This is a genomic window from Streptomyces sp. NPDC043680 (genome assembly GCF_056436685.1).
In genome coordinates this window covers 236305-253782 of sequence record NZ_JBWKCE010000001.1, presented here as the reverse complement: position 1 = coordinate 253782, position 17478 = coordinate 236305, and the positions used below count along the sequence as shown (strand labels likewise).

Genomic DNA, 17478 nt, shown 5'->3' with positions numbered 1-17478 from the left:
ACAGGGGGCGGCCCGGCACGGACGGACAGGGCTCAGGCGTGGCCGGTGGGTTTGTCCCGCGGCGGCTCGCCCTTCGGCGGCTGCTGCGGCCCGGGGTACGTCGGCGGATTCCGGTAGCCCGCCTCGCGCTCGGCCCGGATGTCATCGGGATGTGCGGAGGTGGTGGACCCGAAGTTCCCGAAGCCCTGCATCTCGTGCGGGCGCAGGCCCTCCGGCGGGAACCCCACCGGGTCGCGCTCCTCCCGGATCTCCCCCACGGCGCCGCCGTTCGGCAGGTGGGGCTGGCTCTCGGGGGTGGGCGGCGGCGGCTCCTTGGCGCGGACCCGCTGGCCCAGCTTGAAGGCGCCGAGCAGGAAACCGACGATCGCGATTCCGACGACCAGGAACCACGCGATGTTGGTCAGCATCCTGTCCATGCTCAAAGTCACGTCCATATCCACCATTTTCCCGCATATCGGCCCAATGCACTCGGGCGCTTGGAAAACCTCCGGACCGGATACCTCGTCCGGGCCGGGGTAAACGCCCCAGGCAAGCGACCGGTACATGACCCGGAAAGGAGCGCGTCATGCCCCGCGGATCCTCCCCCAAACGGGAACGCCAGTACGAGCACATCAAGGAGAGCGCCGAGCAGCGCGGCGAGTCCGAGGACCGGGCCAAGGAGATCGCGGCCCGGACGGTGAACAAGGAACGGGCCCGGGCCGGCGAGTCCAAGACGGCGAGCAAGGAGTCCCTGGAGGACATGTCCTCGTCCCGCCGGGGCGGCCTGCACTCGCACTCCGGCGCGCAGGGGCCGACGTACGACCAGCTCTACGCGGAGGCCAAGCGCCGCAACATCCACGGTCGCTCGGACATGAACAAGGACCAGCTGAAGCGCGCCCTCGACAAGTGACACCGCGCACCGGCGGGCGACCCGCCTGAATTCACCCGCCCGCACACACCTGTCCGGGTGACGCCGGGCCGGCGGCGGACCCGAATGCCGGAGCGGGAGCCGGAGCCGGAGCCGGTGGGCGCCGGCCGCCGCCGAGGCCGAAGCGCCCGGCGGCGGCCGCCCGGCCCTACCGGAGCGGCCCGTCCGAGTCCCGCAGGGCCCGCACCTCGTACCCCCCGAGCACCGCCAGGACCTCCGCGCAGATCGCCAACGCCGTCTCCGCAGGAGTCCTGGCCCCCAGGTCCAGCCCGATCGGCCCGTGCACCCGCGCCAGCTCCGCTTCGCCCACCCCGGCGGCGATCAGCCCCTCCCGCCGCCGCGCGGTGGTCTTGCGGGAGCCGAGGGCGCCGACGTACGGGATCCCGAGGGCCAGAGCGGTCCGCAGCGTCGGGACGTCGAACTCCGGGTCGTGGCTCAGCATCACCAGGCAGGCGGCGTCGCGCCGAGCCTCCAGCAGTTTCTCCGCCTCCCCGGCGTCGGCCACCGTCGCGCTCGTCCAGCCCAGCAGCCGGACCTGCGCCGCGATGACGTCGGCGAGTTCACCGCCCCCGCCGATCAGCACGTACGGCGGCGACGGGTACGCCTCCACCAGCACCAGCCCGGAGTCCCCGTACAGCGCGTCGCGGCCGGGCCGGCGCGTGGCCAGCAGCTCACCGGCCCGGCGCTCGGCGTCGTTCCCGTGCGCGTCCACGGCCCGTACGACCTCGCTCACGGCCTGGTCGGCCCGCTCGTTGAGCCGGGTCACCAGAGCCACCCCGACCCCCTCCCCGAGCAGCTCCCACCACTGCGCCGGGGCGGAGGCCAGCGGCTGCAGCAGGATCTCCGCCCGGCCGCCACAGGTCAGCCGCGCCTCGGCGGCCCCGTCGGCCCCGACCGAGACCTCGCACACCCGCGCCGTCGCCCCCGGCTCCCACGCACCGGCCTCGGCCAGCAGCTCGGCGTCGAAGACCCCCCGGTACAGGTCCCCCTCGCACGCCCCGCCCCGCGCATCCAGGAGCAGGGCCCCGGCAGGGTCCCGCGGCCCGAATCCCTGCTCGGCCACGGGCCTGGCCAGGAAGCCCACCCGCCCCTCGGCCACCCACTGCCGCGCCGTCTCCACCAGCTCACGCATCCCGCTGCCCCATCCTCGTCGTCAGAGCCCGCCGCAAAGCACCAGGTCAGCGGCGCAATTGCGGCCTCTCGCCCAACCTACGCACGCTTCCCACCCCTACCCACCCCCCAAAACCCACAGACCCCGACCCCCCTCCCTCGTACGGTCCACCGGACCCGACTTGCGCAACGGCCGCGGCAGAGGTTGTTTCGTAGGAGAAGGCTCAACGCTCCTGCACCGAGGTGGAACCAGGTGTTCTTCACCGACCGCGAGGACGCGGGACGAAGACTGGCCACGGCACTGCGCAAGTACGCGCCGGAGAACCCGGTGGTGCTCGGCCTGCCCCGGGGCGGGGTTCCGGTGGCCTTCGAGGTGGCCGAGGCGCTGCACGCCCCGCTCGACGTGGTCGTCGTCCGCAAGCTCGGCGTGCCGTACCAGCGCGAGCTGGCCTTCGGCGCCATCGGCGAGGGCGGCGTACGCGTGATCAGCGAGGACATCGTCCGACGCGGCCGGATCAGTGCCCAGGCCATCGCCTCGGTCGAGGAGGCCGAGCAGACGGAGCTCACCCGCCGCGCGGCCCGCTTCCGCGCCGGCCGGCCCCGCGTGGAACTGGCCTCGCGTACCGCCATCGTGGTGGACGACGGCATCGCGACGGGCGCCACCGCCGCCGCTGCCTGCCAGGTCGTACGGGCGCAGGGCGCGGCCCGCGTGGTGATGGCGGCCCCGGTGGCCCCGCCCGATGCGGTGGCCCGGGTCGGTGCGGCGGCGGACGAGGTGGTCTGCCTGGCGACGCCGAGCGACTTCTCTGCGGTCGGCCAGTGGTACCAGGACTTCTCCCAGACCCCCGACGAGGTGGTGGTGGCCCTGCTGGCCCGGGCCGCAGCAGGTCCCCCGACGGCGGAAGGGAGGCCGGAGCAGTGACGGAACAAGGAGCGGTACCCGACGAAGGAGCGGTGCCGGACGAAGGAGCGGTGACGGAAGCGGTGTCGGTCGAAGCCGCAGCCCTCACCCTCCCCGGCGACCTGACCACACCCCCGCACGCCCGGGCGGTGGTGATGTTCGCCCACGGCTCGGGCAGCAGCCGCCACAGCCCGCGCAACCGCGCGGTGGCCGAGGCCCTGAACCGGGCCGGCCTGGGCACCCTGCTCTTCGACCTGCTCACCCCGGCCGAGGAGGCGAACCGGGCCCACGTCTTCGACATCGAGACCCTGGCGGCGCGCCTCTCGGCCGCCACCGCCTGGCTCCGCACCCGCACGGACGCCCCCGTGGCCTACTTCGGCGCGAGCACCGGAGCCGCCGCAGCCCTGACGGCGGCCGCAGCCCCCGACTCCCCGGTCTACGCGGTGGTTTCCCGAGGCGGCCGCCCGGACCTCGCGGCCCCCCACCTGGCCGCGGTCCGCGCCCCCACCCTCCTCATCGTGGGCGGTGACGACGACCTCGTCCTCACCCTCAACCGCGAGGCCCAGGCCCAACTCCGCTGCGAGAACCGGCTGGACGTCGTCGAGGGCGCGACCCACCTGTTCGAGGAACCGGGCGCCCTCACGGAGGTCTCCGCCCTGGCCACCGCCTGGCTCACCGGCCACCTTCCCTGACGGCCTACGACCGCCCTGCCCGAGGCCGCCGGTGCACACCCCGCACCGCACCGCGCCGCGCGTACGAAAACCGCGTGCACCGGCTCGAACACCTCTGGGAGCATGCCCGGATGGTCCACCGCCTCGAACCCCTGGTCATCCGGCACACCCTCCGCCTGCCCGTCCCCTCCGGACCCGCCGGGCAAGGCGCCGTCGCAGCGCGGCAGTTCGACGCCGCGCTGATGTCGGTGGGCTTCAAGCTCTCGGCGGCCCTCCTGGAGCACCTGTCGGGGCTGGCCGAGGAGACGGTCATCCACACCGCCGCGCACACGCTGGACACCGTCCGCGCGATGGCCGGCGACCACGTCCGGCACAACGTCTACTTCGTCGACTTCCCCGCCAACGTGCCCGACACGTTCGACTTCTGGACGCGGTGCATCACCGAGGCGCTCGCCGACGACGCCTCCCGCGACAGCACCCTCGCGCAGCTGCGCACCGGTCTGGTCGACCTGCTCACCCTCCCCTCGTACGGCACCTACCAGCACCCGTACGCCGAAGTGCTCGCCGCTCACGACGAGCTGATCGCCGCCGCCGGCGACCGCATGACGGTCCTCCACCGGGGCGGCACCGCGCACGACGAGGCCACCGCCCTGTACCTGGCCCTCGCGGGCAGCAGCACCCCGCTCGGCGAGGAGGGCCTGCGCGATCTGCGCACCCTCGCCGAGTACTGCGTCGACGGCCCCCAGCCCGCGGCGGTCCCGGTCCGCGAGACCCGCGCGGTCGTCAACCTCGCCCGCCTCGACGCCGGCGCGGCCCTCCTGCTGGACACCGTCACCGACGTGCTCCGCCTGGCCTGCGCGCTGTCCGGCGGCGACGTGACCCTCGTGGAGCCGACCCGGTTCCGCTCACTGACCCGGCCGGTCCGCCGCGCCCTGCTCGCCGGCCTCGACTCCCTCGTGGCGGCGGCTCCCGCCAAGCTCGCCGACGTCACCGCGCACCGCGAGGCGTTCAAGCGCCTCGGCGAGCGGCTCCACCCGCACGAGTACCCGCGGTGGCCCCACGCCGCCGAGGTGTTCGCCGTGGCCCGCGGCGAGAAGGAGGCCCGGTCCTTCGACAGCCGCCTTGAGGAACTGCTCGGCGCGAAGGACGTCACCGGGGCCGTGCGGCTGCTGGCGGCCGCCCCGGGCCGGCTGCTGCGCTCCCTGGACCGGCTGCTGCGGGCCTGCCCCACCCAGGAGGAGCGCGACGCCGTCGTGGCCGCCGCCGAGCGGGCCGCCCCGCAGGTCTCCGGGCGGGTCCTGCTGTCGGTCCGGGAGCACTTCCACCACCGCACCCGGGAGACCGGCGAGCGCCGCGTCTTCGTCAACCGCTTCGGCCGTGCCTGGGTCGCCGCCGACACCCGCGCACCCGTACCGCCGCCCGAGAGCGAGCGCCTGATCGCGGCCGTGGACGCCGAGACGCGCCGCCGCCTCCCGGAGCCCGGACATCTGCTGATCGACCCCGACGTCCTCGACGTGGCGCTGCCGCTCAGCGGCAGGGCGACGGCCGCCGGCCTCGGCGTGCTGCCCCGCGGCTCCCTCTCCCCGGTCGACGGCGAACTGCTGCGGTTCTTCGTGCACTGGAAGCAGACGAGCCGCCGCACCGACTACGACCTGTCGGCGCTGATGCTGGACGCCTCGTACCGGACCGTCTCCTGGCTGTCGTACACGGCTCTCACGGAGGTCGGGGGTGAGCACTCCGGCGACATCACCGACGCGCCGGACGGCGCCTCGGAGTTCATCAACCTGCGCCTGGACGCCGTGCGCGGCGCGTTCATCGTCCCCCAGGTCAACATCTACGCGGGAGAGGGCTTCGAGGAGGTCGAGGAGTCGTTCTTCGGCTTCATGCTGCGCGACGCCGAGCAGCAGGGCCGCCCCTTCGAGCCGCGCACCGTACGCATGAAGTCGGAGCTGCGCGGGCCGGGCAAGGTCGCCCTCCCGTTGGTGTTCCTGCGCGGGAACGACGGCCGCTGGCGCGCCAAGTGGCTCCACCTGTACCTCCAGGGCCACCCGGACGCGAACCGTGTCGAGGGCAACCGGGTGTCGGTCGCCACGCTCGTACGCGGCCTCGTCGAGCGCGACCACCTCACGGTCCGGTACCTCACGGACCTGATGGCCGACCGCGCCACGGCCACCACCCTGTGGGACGGCACGACCCTCCCGGACGGCCCCGTCACCTACATCGGGCTGGACCGCCCGGAGGGACTGCACCCCGATTCGCGGATCTTCACCCCGGAAAACCTGCGCGACGTGATCCCCGCCTGACTGCTAGCGTGAGCCTCGGCGAGGCCATGGACGGACTTCCTTCTCACTCCACTGAAACTAGTCCCTCCGCTTTCCTCGCCCTCAACGTCCCGCCGGGGGGTGCCGAAACGGCACCCCCCGCGGCCGTTCCCGCACCGCGCAGCCTGCCTGCCCCGGCCGGGGGGCCACGCCACCGGCCCCGGGCCCGGCGGCGGAGCCCGGGCCCACCGGGGGAGCCGACCCGGCGAAGCCCGCGCCGGCCGGGGGAGCCGACCCGGCGGGGTTCGGGCCTACCGGCGGAGCCACGCCGCGGGGTCCGTCCCCCACCGCGACGGCCCCCGCAGCCAGTCCCCGAAGGGGCTGGCCGCGTAACGCAGCTTCCCGTACCCCGAGTTCCCCTCCCGCAGCCACGGCTCCGGGTCATATCCCGGCACCTGCCCCGGCCCCGGCTCCGATACCTCCGCACCGGCCCTCGGGACGTCCCGGACCAGCCACGACGCCGTCCCCGCGAGGGAGAACCGCAGCGCGCACCCGCCCCCGTCCGCCAGCGCCCGAAGCACCCCCGCCGCCACCAGGTACCCCGTGCCGTGGTCCAGTGCCTGCGCCGGCAGCACCCCCGGCTCACCCTCCGCCCCGGCGCACCGCGCGGCGATCCCGTACCCCGCCTGCACCAGCGAGTCGAAGCCGCGCCGCCCCGCCCACGGCCCGCGCCACCCCCACGCGCACAGCTCCGCCACCACCAGCCCCGGCCACCGCTCCAGCAGCTCCTCCGCGCCCAGCCCGTACCGTGCCAGCGCCCCCGGCCGGTACCCCGACACCACCACGTCGGCCTCGGCGAGCAGCCCCTCCAGCACCGCCCGGTCGTCCGCCCGCGCGAGGTCCAGCAGCGCCGACCGCTTCCCGAAGCCGGTGTCCGCGTACGCGTCGTCCGCCTCCGGCAGCCCGGGCGGGTCGATCCGCAGCACGTCCGCCCCGAGCAGTCCGAGCGTTCGGGTGGCGACCGGGCCGGCGATGACCCGGGTCAGGTCAAGGACCCGTACCCCCGTCGCAGGCGGCTCCCCCGGCTCCCAGGGGCCCGGCACCCGCCCGCGCCCCGGATCCGGCCGACGGACCCACTCCACCAGCGGCTGCGGCTCCCCGTACCCCTGCGCGACGGCGACCGCCAGCCCGCCCTGCGCGTACACCAGCTCCTGCGCCTCCACGGCGCCCCGCCGCGCGAGTGCCTCCCGTACGGCCTCCGGGGACGCGGCCACACCGAGCGCCCGTACCAGGGCCGCCTCGTGGTGGGGATAGTTGGCGTGGGTCCGCACCCACCCGTCGGCCGCCCGCCAGAACCCCGACAGCGGCGCGAAGGCGACCGGCGCCCGGCCCTCCACGCGCAGGTGCCGCTCACTGACGAACGCCGTGGCCACCGCCCCCTCGTCCACCACCACGGGAGCCGCGTCCAGCGCCGTCCCCCCGGCCCGTACGGCAGCCAACTCGGCCGCCGCGAGCCCGCACACCCCCACGGCGGCCCGCGCCAACTCCCGTACCGGCAGCGGACTCTCCAGCCCGCTCCCGCCCCGGTAGCCCACCCGCTCCGCCAACTCGCCCGCCCCACCCAGCGCTTCCCACGCCTGCGCGGTCCCACCGTCCCGTGTCGCCATCCCCCCATGCTGACACCCCACCTCACACAGGCCGCCGCAGCCCCTCGATGCCCCCGGCCCCGCACAGGCAAAGACCCCGCTCAGCGAATGCGCTGAGCGGGGTCCATGGCTACTTCTCACGAAGTACCCGGCATCAGGGCACGCGTCCCGCCGGGCCACTGCCATCAGTCGTGGTCGATGCAACCATCCCCGTGGAGGTGGGTGAAGCGGAGGCGGCGGGCCATGGCGTTGACGGCGCGCTGCGACGGGGTGGCTTCTGGCGGGTCCGGAAGGAAGCTGAGCCACCCTTCCCGGGCCGCTGCCTCGGCGACTGCATGGGCCAGTCGTTCGACGCGTCGCAGGTATTCCAGTTCATCGGCCGATGGCGGCTCGCTTATGTCGTCATCCACGGCCGCCAAGGTAGCCCAGCGGTCGTCGCCCCTGGGTGATTCCCGGGGGCCGCGTATTGCCGGGGCTGACCTGCGAGGTTCTGGCCATACCCCAGGCCGGGAATGGGGCGCAGGGGCTGTCATGCGGCTGCACAGGGCGGCAGTTGGCTGCGCATACGCGAAGACCCCGTCCTCAGCGTTTTCGCTGGTGGCGGGGTCTTGTGACACTTACACAGTAAGTGCCCCCGGCAGGATTCGAACCTGCGCACACGGCTCCGGAGGGCGCGTGCTTCTTGGTCGTTTATGCAGGTCAGAGACCTAAGAGCTGGTAGCTAAGCCTGGCCGGTCCACAAATAGGCCGCGTCCAACCGAGGCGCCTTCGGGCCTCACCCGGCAGTGATGTGGGCACACAGGCTTCGCTGTTGGTATCCCCCGGGCACCTCAGCTCCAATGGCTTCCCAGAATCCCTTGGAGTCACGGAGGTGCCCACCCAAGGTGTGCCACGACAGCCCCGGATGCTCGATCCGCAGCGCCGCGAGGCCAGCGGATGCCAGGCCGCACCGCTGATACTCCGGCAGCGTGTACGGCTGCTCCACCCACCCGAGCTGACAGTTCGGGCAGACCTGGTAGTCCACGCTGAACGCGAACTCGCCGTCCAGATTGGCTGCACGCTCACGCCAGCCTTGCCGTTCCCCTGAGAGGGTGTCTTGCCATGGCGTGTCCAGCTTCGGCGCTCTCGCCCATCCACTCTGCCGCCCGAACCGCCCGCGGCTCACCCGCTGCAACAGGTCGGCCCACCCCTTCCGCCCGGACACCCGCCCCACTTCATGAGCCCGGCCGGCTAACTGGTTCGCTGCCCTCTGTTCGATGGTCATGCCCTCCTCGTTCCCACTGCGGACCCGAGGCGACCATGTTCGCCACTCGTGCCGTGGTATCACTGGCGAGAAACACCCCGTCTTGCCTGACTGCCACCCCTGGGTGCGAACCAGTAGGTGAGGGGTCCCCTGACCTGCGTGTTCCTGGCTCACCCTCGTAGCGACCTTGTCACTATTGGCCGCCTCCGGTCGCCCCTGAGCCCCCTCGCACTGCCCACAGACGGCCCGAGTGTCACCCACTCCCCTGCCGCCGCCACGGAAGCCCGAGAGTCGGGCCGAGTCGACGGGCATGACCTCTCTGCGGCCTTACCGTTCGCACCGGCCAGCTCGACCAGGTCCCCGACCTGTAGGTTTACAGGAAGCCGCCATTGCGCTAAATTCCTCGACGAAGCCGGAGCTTTCCGGCCTCCGAAGTTTCCGGCTTCGGGCTGATTGGTGTAATGGTGTGCGAATTTGCGCCGGTCAATTCGCACAAGAACACGCTCGCCTGGCGAGAGTTCCTCGGTTCAATTCCGAGGTCGGCAGAGTCTATTAATCTTGGTAGATTCTGCCGACTTCGGTAATTAAACCTTAGGGGAGCCCGATGGATCGCGGGAAGCGCCATAGCGCACACGTACGCAATATGGAAGCCCTTGAAACGTCTTTCGAGGTGGCCAGCCGATCCTGCAAGGAATCCATTCGGCAGGGCGAAAAGCACGAGGTTGAGGCGCTAACGCGAACCTGTGCACTTCTCCTCGGCGCCACTCTCGAAGATCGCCTCATGACGATCATTAGCTCACCGTACTTCCCGGAAGCAAGCGAGCAGCGCGTCATGCGACAGCGGACTGTACTCGACATGTGGAACCAGGTACTCGTCGAGGCTTTCGCAATCCGCTACAAAATACCTCGCACAAAGGTTCCCTCAGGTCTCCCCTATACCAGCGCAGCCCACTTCGCCGGCATGAAGTCAGTTCTTGACGTGTGGATGGAACCGCTCATCAACACCAGGAACTCCCTTGCCCACGGCCAGTGGATTGTCGCCTTCAATGAACAGCGCGACAAGGTCAACAACGATCGAACCAAACGATTGAATGCGCTGACTCTCTGGCATCTTCGCCTGCAAAGGAACATGCTGAAGCATCTTGAGCGGCTGATTTTCGACCTAACGGCCACTCAGTATGCTTTCGAGCGAGATTTCGACAGGCATTGGGCGAACCTTAAGGCCGCTCAAACTAGAATTGCCATGGATAAGGCAGCAGATTGGGAACTCCTCCTTCAGCGTCGGCACCAGAGAGGGAAGAGGCACATCAGGCGGAACTACCGTCGCCTCATTGACGCTGGCCTCATCTAAGTCGGCCACCACGACTGACCCCAGCTCCCATCCCGTCTGCCGTCGACCCACACACCGTGGAGCAGGCGCGGTGCCGGGCGTCCAGGTGGAGCGCCCAACTGGACGAACGACCTGGACGCCCGGTGCCGTGTCTGCTCGGCTCTGCCTGGGTCGACGGCAGACGGGATGGGAGTCCCCACCGCCACACCCCACCGGCCGGCACCCGCGAACGGCCCCCTCCCATCCCGGAGCCTGAGCGCCCCCGCCGGAGGCATCGTCTTGAGCCGCACTCGCGTACCGCCTCGGCCGCATTGTGGGTTCGTCACCCATCAACCCGAGCCGTCAGGCGTGCGGTCGGCGGCCGGGCTGGAGCGGGGCGGAGACAGGAGCGCAGGCCCGGGCGACGGGCCGCGCGCGCCGCGCCGTGCGCGGCGGGTGCCTTGATGAAGTAGGGAAACTCTTACCGCGCCTGCACCAGGTGCTTGCCGTCGTGGCTCCGGACATGGGGCCCATCTCCGTCCAGGGCATCCAAGAGGCGGATCGCGAAGACCTCGGACATCTGCTGGGACACCTCCTCCGGGGTGAGCCAGGCAACTGCGGTCGATTCCTCCGAGGTGCGCTCCGTTCCGCCGGATACCTTGCAGCGGAAGACCAGGGCGACGATGCCGCGCGTGGTGTTCTTGTAGACACCGGTGAGCTCGTCCACCTCGACCTCGATGCCCGTCTCCTCCAGGACCTCGCGGCGGACGCCGGCCTCCGGGGACTCCGTGAGTTCGAGTACGCCACCCGGAAGTTCCCAAGTCCCGTTGTCCGCTCGGCGGATCGCCAGGAGTCGGCCGTCCTCGCGCAGCACTGCCCCGGCTACGGACACGGAGTGCAGTGGCGTTGACTTGGTCTGCGGGGAACCCGTACTCATGTACAGGAGCATAGGAGGAAGAGAAGGACTATGGGAACCGCAGTGGGAGGTGGCCGCGCCGTACCGAGGTACGTGCAGATCGCCGATGACATCGTGCAACAGATCCGGGCCGGGGTGCTCAAGGCTGGCGCCATGGTGCCAAGTGAGTCCGAGCTCGTGGACCGCTACGGCGTCTCCGGCGGGACGATCCGTAAGGCCATGGTGGAGGTCCGGGCCAGTGGGCTCGTGGAGACTCGGCACGGCAAGGGATCGATGGTGAAGGCCCGGCCGCCGGTACGCCACCGGTCCTCGGACCGCTTCCGGCGTACGCACCGGCAGGAGGGCCGCGCCGCCTACCTCGCCGAGTCCGCACAGTCCGGGGCCGAGGCCAAGGTGAGCGTCCTGTTCATCGGGCCCATGGTGGCGCCCGACGAGATCGCGGAGCGGCTCGGAGTCACCGTGGGCACTCAGGTACTCGCCCGGCGACGGCTGTACTTCCGCAACGGGACACCCGTGGAGACCGCCACCTCGTACCTGCCGTGGGACGTCGTCAAGGACATCCCCGAGCTGTTCGCGGAGAACCCCGGCCCCGGCGGCATCTACGCACGGCTGGAGGACCACGGCCACGTCTTCGCCGAGTACGTAGAGACGCTCCAGGCCCGGCCGGCCGCCAAGTCCGAAGCCACCGAGTTGTCGCTGAGCCCCGGCGCTCCTGTGGTGCATCTGCTCCGCAACGCCGTCACTAAGGAAGGCCGTGTGGTCGAGGTCTGCGACACCCTGATGGCCGCTGACCAGTTCGTTTTCGAGTACCGGATCCCTGCCCGCGACTGACGGTCGCTCAACTCCCCCCAGCCCGCCGCGAGTTTCTCTTCGCGGCGGGTTGACTCATGTATAGGAGTGGTGCACTCTTCTTCATGTCACTCATGTACATGAGTGACGGAGTTCCACCCCTATAGAGGAGTGATCTTCCGTGCGTCAGATCCCTGTCGACACCACCGGTGCGACCGTGATGGTCGCCCAGCCCCCGCAGCTCAAGATCCGCGACAAGAAGACCGGTCAGGTCGCAGTCGACAACGAGAGCGGCAGCAACCTCATGACCGTCGACGTGCTGTTCGTGATGAACGGCAACGCCGAGGTCATCTCCGTGACCGTGGCGGAGCCCGACATCTCCGGCGAGCTGGCCATGGGTACCCCGGTCGCCCTGACCGGCCTGGTCGCCCGCCCGTGGGAGAACGAGTTCAACGGTCAGAAGCGGCACGGGATCAGCTTCCGCGCCGTCGCCGTCACCTCCCTGGCCAAGGCAGGCTGAGCATGAACGCCTTATGGATCACGCTGCTGGTGGTTCTCGCCCTCGCGCTCCTTCTGCGCTGGCTGCGGCCCACCTGGTACTGGATGACCTTCGGGGTCACCTTCGCGACGGTCCGCGTGCTGATCCGCTACCGCTCGGTCATGGACGCCTGCGGGCTCACGGTCCCGCCCTCCCGCTGGCGGCTCACTCTCGCCCGGGTCACCAACCGCCCCACCCCCGAAGCCCGGTCGCCGCGCATCCTGCGTCTGCGGCCCACCGCGACCGGCCTGGTCCTCCGGCTCAAACTCCGCCCTGGTCAGGACGCGTTCGACTTCTCCGCCTCATCCGATCGGCTACGGCACTCCTTCGCTCTCCACAACGTCGTCTCCCGGGAAATCCGGTCCGGCGTGGTCGAGCTGCGGATGACCGGATACGACGTACTCAAGCGCGTGCGAATGCCCGCGGCCCGGCCCACTGAGGTGCTCCGGGTGCCGGTGGCCCTGCGCGAGGACGGGGAGGTCCACCACCGGGACTACCGCCAGGTCCCGCACGCCCTGAACGTCGGGGCGACGAAATCGGGGAAGTCCGTCTATCAGCGCACCCTCGTCGCCGGGCTCGCACCGCAGAACGTCACGCTCGTCGGCATCGACTGCAAGAACGGTGTGGAACTCTCGCCGCTGGCGGCGCGATTCACCGCCATGGCGGACAACCCCGCCGACGCTGCCAAACTGCTGGCCGCACTCGTCCAGTACATGAGTCGCGTGTACGAGGTCATCCGCGCCGAGCAGCGCATCAGCGTCGCCCTGCCGGATGCGGAGATCACCGCCGACATCTGGGACCTGCCCGCGCACCTTCGCCCCCTACCCGTCGTGGTCCTGGTGGACGAGGTTGCTGAGCTCGCACTCGCCGCGAACAAGGCCGAGGAGGCCCGACGGGACCAGATCGTCACCGATCTCGTCCGCCTGGCCCAGCTCGGCCGAGCCGCCGGCATCCACCTGGAGATCTGCGGCCAGCGCTTCGGCTCCGAGCTCGGCAAGGGGATCACCATGCTCCGCGCCCAGCTCACCGGCCGTACCGCCCATCGCGTGAACGACGAGACCTCGGCGAACATGGCCTTCGGGGACATCTCACCGGACGCCGTCCTCGCCGCCGTCCAGATCGACAAGGACCGCCCCGGCACCGCCGTGGCCGGTGACTCCTCCGGCGGCTGGTCCCGCATACGGGCCCCGCACACCACGCTCCGCCAGGCCGTGGACACCTGCAACGCCCACGCGCACCGCACCCCGAGCATCCCGGAGCTGGAGCCCTTCCGGCCTGCGCTCCCTGCTCGGGTCCTCGTGGGCAAGGTGCAGCCCAAGGCTGCTACGGCAACTGCCTTCTAAGCACGTCGCCCACCCGGTCGGCGCGGCCTCATCGCGCCACGTCCCTACCACCCCCATGCCTGAAAGGAGGTGAACACCATGACCCGCCTGGTCCGTCCGGACGCCGTCCTCGTCCAGGCCGTCATCGCCGGAGCCCTCTCCTTCGCCCACCTGCACGACCTTGCCGCAGCTGCTGGACAGGACGGCTGGAAGGCCTGGGCCTACCCGATCAGCGTGGACCTGCTCCTCGTCGCCGCCTGGCATCGCCTGCGCACCCTGCGGGACGCGGGAGAGCCCTCGCGGTCGGCCTGGTCCTGGTTCGCCGTCGCCCTCGCGGCCTCGCTTGGCGCGAACGTCGCGACCGCCGGCCTTCTCGACCTGAACGACGTCCCCGCCTGGCTCCGGATCCTCGTCGCCGGATGGCCCGCGCTCGCCTTCCTCGGCGGAACGCTCCTGGTCCACAGGCCTACGCCGTCCAGCACGCCGTCTCCCGAGCCGGACCCTGCCACGGCTCCTCAGCCCGTGGTCGAGCGGGAGACAGAACCCGGCGTACAGGTCGCCCCGGTCCCCGCCCTACCCGCACCGGCGCCGACGATCACGGCTCCGCCCGCCCTCGTCGCCCATGCCCAGAAGATCGCGGCCGATCACCGCACCCGCACCGGCTCGGAGATCGACACCGAGACGCTGCGCGCCCGGCTCGGCGTCCCGCCCCCGCTGGCCGAGGCCATCGCCGCCCAGCTCACCTGACAGGAGACCGTCATGCCCGCCCGGATCAACTTCCGCTCGCTCATGAAGATCGGCCCCGTCCAGATCGGTACCTACCGCGACCGCCACGGCCGCTCGAAGGACGCCGCCGTGTGCACCTCCGACGGCTGCGGCTGGTCCTCGGACTACAGCTCCTCGACCGCTGCCCAGCTCGCCGCCCGCTCCCACCGCTGCCGCGTCAGCTGAACCGAAAGGCCAAAGCCATGGACGTCCCGCTCTGGTTCGCCCTCCTCGCCGTCGGTGTCCTCGGCGTGAAGCTCATCCGCCCGCCGTGGTGGCTCGTCGCCGTGATCCTCCTCGGCGGCTTCCTCCTCGCGGACAGCTTCCTCGCCCCGGCCATCGACACCGCGATCCACAAGTAGCCCACCCCGGAAGGAGAACCGCTGTGTTCAAGCCCCAGTACCCCCGCCCGGACACCTACCCGCCGGCGACCATCCGCCCGACCCCGGTCCCCGTCGAACACCCCGCGTCCGCCCCGGCTCCCGCAAAGACCCCTACCGCCCTCGGCGGCCTGGTCCAGAACTCGCCCGGCACCGCGCTCGCCCTCGCCGCCGGCGGAATCGCCGGAGTCCTCGCCCTGGCCTCCGTCGCCGTCTCGCTCCTCCTGGCCGTCGCCGTCACCGCAGTCGCTCTGTCCGTCAGCGGCGTGGTGCTGCTCTTCCTCGTCCGGGCCCTGCGCCAGGGGTTCAAGAACCACTGATCGACCGGTCTCCGCGGGGTGCCACAAGCCGCCAAGCATCGCCGCCGCTCGGAGCCCGACCCATCACTACTTCCGACCGCACGAAGGAGCATCGTGGACACCCAATCGCTCGCCTTAGGCCTGCCGCTCATCGGCTGGGCCGCCCACTCCGCCCTGTTGACCCACCGACTCGCCACCGCCCGCCGCGACCCGCTGACGGGCCTGCGGACCCGCGCCGGATGGACCGTACGCGCCGAGCGCTTCCTCCGCCGTCACCGGGACTCCGCCGTCCTCCTCCTCGACCTGGACGAGTTCAAGAGCCTGAACGACACCCACGGCCACGCCGCCGGGGACGCTGCCCTCGCCGCGACGGCCGCCCGGCTCACCGGCTGGTGCGAGCACTACGGGTTCGCCGGCCGTCTCGGCGGAGACGAGTTCGTCGCCGTGCATCGTCGCTCGGACCTGGACCTGGACCGGCTGAACGCCCTGCTCCACGCCCCCGTGATCCACGACGGCCGCCCGCTGCCGGTCTCGGTCTCCGTCGGCTCCTGCCGCCTCGCGGACCTGCCCGTCCGCAGCCTTCCCGAAGCCCTGGCCGTCGCCGACGCCGCGATGTACGCGGCCAAGGGCACCCATGGCCGCCGAGGCTCGCGCCACACCACTCGCTGACCGGCCTCCGGGCGACGCACAAGCCGCCAAGCATCGCCGCCGCCCGGACGGACCGGCCCCTCCCAACCGCAATCGAAAGGACCACCATCATGGCCCAGCCCACTCCCATACCGCCCCAGGTCTGCCCCAACTGCGACGGCTTCCCCGCCGTTGCCATCACCCTCGGCGGCCGCGACCGCACAGGGGCCCTGCGCACCATCACCGCCCACTGCTCGGCCTGCCACGGCACCGGCCACCGCTCCACCCGCCGACCCCACCGGACGGTGACGGCGTGACCCACCCCGCGGCCCTCACGGACCTGGACCCCGGGCTCCTCGGCGACATGCTGACGGTGGCTGGGGCTCCTGGTTACGCACGCTGGGAAGACCAGATCCGCCGTACCGGCGGCTGCTCCGACCCGATCCACATCACCGGCTGGACCGTCGCCAAGGACAAGACCACCGGCGAGATCCTCCACCGCTACTCCACCGAGAACGAACCCGGCGCCCGCCTCCGGATCGCCTGCGGCAACCGCCGCGCCTCCCGCTGCCCTGCCTGCGCCTGGACGTACTCGGGCGACACCTACCACCTCATCCGGGCCGGGCTGGCGGGCGACGACCGCCGGGACATTCCCGCCACCGTCCGCGTGCACCCGCGCGTCTTCGCCACCCTCACCGCCCCGTCTTTCGGACCAGTCCACAACCGCCCCGCCGGCCGCCCCTGCCGCTGCGGCAAGCACCACCAGGAGCAGGACGCCGAACTAGGAACCCCTCTCGACCCGAGCACGTACGACTACGCCGCTGCCGTCCTCTTCAACAACCACGCCGGACAGCTGTGGCAGCGCTTCACGACCCGCCTGCGCCGCGAGGTCGCCGCGTACGCCGGGCTGACCCAACGCGAACTGAAGGAGGAAGCCCGAATCTCCTACGGCAAGGTCGCCGAGTTCCAGAAGCGCGGCGCCATCCACTTCCACGCAGTGATCCGCATCGACGGACCTGCCGGCCCTTCCACCTCACCGCCGTTCTGGGCCAGCACCGAACTCCTCGAACGCGCGATCCGGGCGGCTGTCGCCCACTCCTACACCTCGGCATCGGTCCCGGCCGCAGCCGACCAGCCTGCCCGCACATTCCGCTGGGGCACGCAGCTCGACGTACGGTCCATCAAGGCCTTCGGGGATGGATCCGATATCACCGAGCAGGCCGTCGCCTCCTACGTTGCCAAGTACGCCACCAAGGCTGCCGAGACCACCGGAGCCTCCGACACGGCCGTGCACTGCCGCATGTGCGGGGGATCGGGCCGCTCCAGCCGGTACAGCCGCTCTGGTTCCGCGCTGAGCCGTTGTGCCCGCTGTCACGGCACGGGGCTGGGTGAAGACCTCGCCCAGATGTCCGTCTCGGAGCACGCCCGCCGTCTGATGGGTGCCTGCGCCGCCCTACAGCCCCTCTACCCGGATCGCCCACTCACCCGCTGGGCCCACATGCTCGGCTTCCGGGGCCACTTCTCCACCAAGTCCCGCCAGTACTCCACCACCCTCGGGGCCCTCCGCCAGACCCGCGCTGACTACCGCGCTTCCCAGGAACGTGAAGCACGGGGTCTCGATGACCTCGAACCGGACACCGTCCTCGTCCTCGCCTCTTGGCAGTACGCCGGCCACGGACACAGCCCGGGGGAGTCGGTACTCGCCGCCACCATCGCCCGAGACATCCAGCTCAACCGCCAGACCGCCCGCGAAGCCCTGCACGACTTGGAAGGAGCTGCGACGTGAAAGACGAG

19 protein-coding genes and 1 pseudogene are annotated in these 17478 nt (G+C 71.3%); 14 read left to right on the top strand and 6 right to left on the bottom strand.

Annotated features, from left to right (window positions below; translation table 11 throughout):
- Positions 1–32 precede the first annotated feature (32 nt).
- The gene (locus tag AC0666_RS01125) at positions 33–434 is read right to left on the bottom strand and encodes a DUF6479 family protein (RefSeq protein ID WP_468963299.1); all 402 of its coding nucleotides are present in this window, start codon (positions 432–434) and stop codon (positions 33–35) included.
- A gap of 131 nt (positions 435–565) precedes the next feature.
- Between AC0666_RS01125 and AC0666_RS01120 the strand changes: the two genes are divergently transcribed.
- Positions 566–889, top strand: a complete 324-nt coding sequence (locus tag AC0666_RS01120; protein ID WP_361722728.1) for a plasmid stabilization protein — start codon at positions 566–568, stop codon at positions 887–889.
- A gap of 166 nt (positions 890–1055) precedes the next feature.
- Here AC0666_RS01120 and AC0666_RS01115 read toward each other — a convergent pair whose 3' ends face one another.
- The gene (locus AC0666_RS01115; protein WP_478706884.1) at positions 1056–2039 is read right to left on the bottom strand and encodes an XdhC family protein; all 984 of its coding nucleotides are present in this window, start codon (positions 2037–2039) and stop codon (positions 1056–1058) included.
- A 231-nt stretch (positions 2040–2270) separates the two neighbouring features.
- On the opposite strand from AC0666_RS01115, the pseudogene AC0666_RS01110 reads away from it, so the two are divergent.
- Positions 2271–3610 (top strand): annotated as a pseudogene (locus AC0666_RS01110) (alpha/beta fold hydrolase).
- Positions 3611–3720: 110 nt separating this feature from the next.
- Entirely contained in the window at positions 3721–5892 is a 2172-nt protein-coding gene (locus AC0666_RS01105) for a TerD family protein (protein WP_468963523.1), read from the top strand.
- A 269-nt stretch (positions 5893–6161) separates the two neighbouring features.
- Here AC0666_RS01105 and AC0666_RS01100 read toward each other — a convergent pair whose 3' ends face one another.
- From AC0666_RS01100 to AC0666_RS01090, 3 genes are all read right to left on the bottom strand, one after another.
- A complete protein-coding gene (locus AC0666_RS01100) occupies positions 6162–7517 on the bottom strand; it encodes a CoA transferase (protein ID WP_468963301.1) in 1356 nt (451 codons plus the stop codon).
- A 164-nt stretch (positions 7518–7681) separates the two neighbouring features.
- Positions 7682–7906, bottom strand: coding sequence for a hypothetical protein (locus AC0666_RS01095; RefSeq protein WP_468963302.1), 225 nt, complete (start codon positions 7904–7906; stop codon positions 7682–7684).
- A 365-nt stretch (positions 7907–8271) separates the two neighbouring features.
- A complete protein-coding gene (locus AC0666_RS01090; protein WP_478706883.1) occupies positions 8272–8760 on the bottom strand; it encodes a hypothetical protein in 489 nt (162 codons plus the stop codon).
- A gap of 622 nt (positions 8761–9382) precedes the next feature.
- Here AC0666_RS01090 and AC0666_RS01085 point away from each other — a divergent pair.
- Complete coding sequence (locus tag AC0666_RS01085) at positions 9383–10090, top strand: hypothetical protein (RefSeq protein WP_478706882.1); 708 nt, start codon at positions 9383–9385, stop codon at positions 10088–10090.
- Between the two features lie 439 nt (positions 10091–10529).
- On the opposite strand, the gene AC0666_RS01080 is transcribed toward AC0666_RS01085, so the two are convergent.
- Entirely contained in the window at positions 10530–10997 is a 468-nt protein-coding gene (locus AC0666_RS01080; protein WP_478706881.1) for an NUDIX hydrolase, read from the bottom strand.
- Positions 10998–11015: 18 nt separating this feature from the next.
- Between AC0666_RS01080 and AC0666_RS01075 the strand changes: the two genes are divergently transcribed.
- The 10 genes from AC0666_RS01075 (at position 11016) to AC0666_RS01030 (ending at position 17470) form a co-directional block, all read left to right on the top strand.
- Positions 11016–11795, top strand: a complete 780-nt coding sequence (locus tag AC0666_RS01075; RefSeq protein ID WP_478706880.1) for a GntR family transcriptional regulator — start codon at positions 11016–11018, stop codon at positions 11793–11795.
- A gap of 139 nt (positions 11796–11934) precedes the next feature.
- Positions 11935–12273, top strand: a complete 339-nt coding sequence (locus tag AC0666_RS01070) for an SCO3933 family regulatory protein (RefSeq protein ID WP_478706879.1) — start codon at positions 11935–11937, stop codon at positions 12271–12273.
- A gap of 2 nt (positions 12274–12275) precedes the next feature.
- Positions 12276–13634, top strand: a complete 1359-nt coding sequence (locus AC0666_RS01065) for an FtsK/SpoIIIE domain-containing protein (protein WP_478706878.1) — start codon at positions 12276–12278, stop codon at positions 13632–13634.
- 78 nt (positions 13635–13712) lie between these two features.
- Positions 13713–14360 carry a DUF2637 domain-containing protein gene (locus AC0666_RS01060; protein WP_478706877.1) on the top strand — a complete coding sequence of 216 codons (648 nt, stop codon included), beginning with the start codon at positions 13713–13715 and terminating at the stop codon, positions 14358–14360.
- 12 nt (positions 14361–14372) lie between these two features.
- Positions 14373–14564, top strand: coding sequence for a mobile element transfer protein (locus AC0666_RS01055; RefSeq protein WP_356849447.1), 192 nt, complete (start codon positions 14373–14375; stop codon positions 14562–14564).
- Positions 14565–14581: 17 nt separating this feature from the next.
- A complete protein-coding gene (locus AC0666_RS01050) occupies positions 14582–14740 on the top strand; it encodes a hypothetical protein (RefSeq protein ID WP_356849446.1) in 159 nt (52 codons plus the stop codon).
- A gap of 23 nt (positions 14741–14763) precedes the next feature.
- Positions 14764–15078: a SpdD protein gene (locus AC0666_RS01045; protein ID WP_478706876.1), complete on the top strand. Its 315-nt coding sequence runs from the start codon at positions 14764–14766 to the stop codon at positions 15076–15078.
- A gap of 93 nt (positions 15079–15171) precedes the next feature.
- Complete coding sequence (locus AC0666_RS01040) at positions 15172–15726, top strand: GGDEF domain-containing protein (RefSeq protein WP_478706875.1); 555 nt, start codon at positions 15172–15174, stop codon at positions 15724–15726.
- A gap of 89 nt (positions 15727–15815) precedes the next feature.
- Complete coding sequence (locus AC0666_RS01035) at positions 15816–16001, top strand: hypothetical protein (protein ID WP_478706874.1); 186 nt, start codon at positions 15816–15818, stop codon at positions 15999–16001.
- A 47-nt stretch (positions 16002–16048) separates the two neighbouring features.
- Complete coding sequence (locus AC0666_RS01030; RefSeq protein WP_478706987.1) at positions 16049–17470, top strand: replication initiator; 1422 nt, start codon at positions 16049–16051, stop codon at positions 17468–17470.
- The last annotated feature ends 8 nt before the right edge of the window (positions 17471–17478 follow it).

Excerpts from the sequence above, each read along its gene's own strand:
- AC0666_RS01125 (WP_468963299.1), bottom strand. The coding sequence starts at position 434 with ATGGACGTGACTTTGAGCATGGACAGGATGCTGACCAACATCGCGTGG.
- AC0666_RS01120 (WP_361722728.1), top strand. The coding sequence starts at position 566 with ATGCCCCGCGGATCCTCCCCCAAACGGGAACGCCAGTACGAGCACATC.
- AC0666_RS01115 (WP_478706884.1), bottom strand. The coding sequence starts at position 2,039 with ATGCGTGAGCTGGTGGAGACGGCGCGGCAGTGGGTGGCCGAGGGGCGG.
- AC0666_RS01105 (WP_468963523.1), top strand. The coding sequence starts at position 3,721 with ATGGTCCACCGCCTCGAACCCCTGGTCATCCGGCACACCCTCCGCCTG.
- AC0666_RS01100 (WP_468963301.1), bottom strand. The coding sequence starts at position 7,517 with ATGGCGACACGGGACGGTGGGACCGCGCAGGCGTGGGAAGCGCTGGGT.
- AC0666_RS01090 (WP_478706883.1), bottom strand. The coding sequence starts at position 8,760 with ATGACCATCGAACAGAGGGCAGCGAACCAGTTAGCCGGCCGGGCTCAT.
- AC0666_RS01085 (WP_478706882.1), top strand. The coding sequence starts at position 9,383 with ATGGAAGCCCTTGAAACGTCTTTCGAGGTGGCCAGCCGATCCTGCAAG.
- AC0666_RS01080 (WP_478706881.1), bottom strand. The coding sequence starts at position 10,997 with ATGCTCCTGTACATGAGTACGGGTTCCCCGCAGACCAAGTCAACGCCA.
- AC0666_RS01075 (WP_478706880.1), top strand. The coding sequence starts at position 11,016 with ATGGGAACCGCAGTGGGAGGTGGCCGCGCCGTACCGAGGTACGTGCAG.
- AC0666_RS01065 (WP_478706878.1), top strand. The coding sequence starts at position 12,276 with ATGAACGCCTTATGGATCACGCTGCTGGTGGTTCTCGCCCTCGCGCTC.
- AC0666_RS01060 (WP_478706877.1), top strand. The coding sequence starts at position 13,713 with ATGACCCGCCTGGTCCGTCCGGACGCCGTCCTCGTCCAGGCCGTCATC.
- AC0666_RS01055 (WP_356849447.1), top strand. The coding sequence starts at position 14,373 with ATGCCCGCCCGGATCAACTTCCGCTCGCTCATGAAGATCGGCCCCGTC.
- AC0666_RS01050 (WP_356849446.1), top strand. The coding sequence starts at position 14,582 with ATGGACGTCCCGCTCTGGTTCGCCCTCCTCGCCGTCGGTGTCCTCGGC.
- AC0666_RS01035 (WP_478706874.1), top strand. The coding sequence starts at position 15,816 with ATGGCCCAGCCCACTCCCATACCGCCCCAGGTCTGCCCCAACTGCGAC.
- AC0666_RS01030 (WP_478706987.1), top strand. The coding sequence starts at position 16,049 with ATGCTGACGGTGGCTGGGGCTCCTGGTTACGCACGCTGGGAAGACCAG.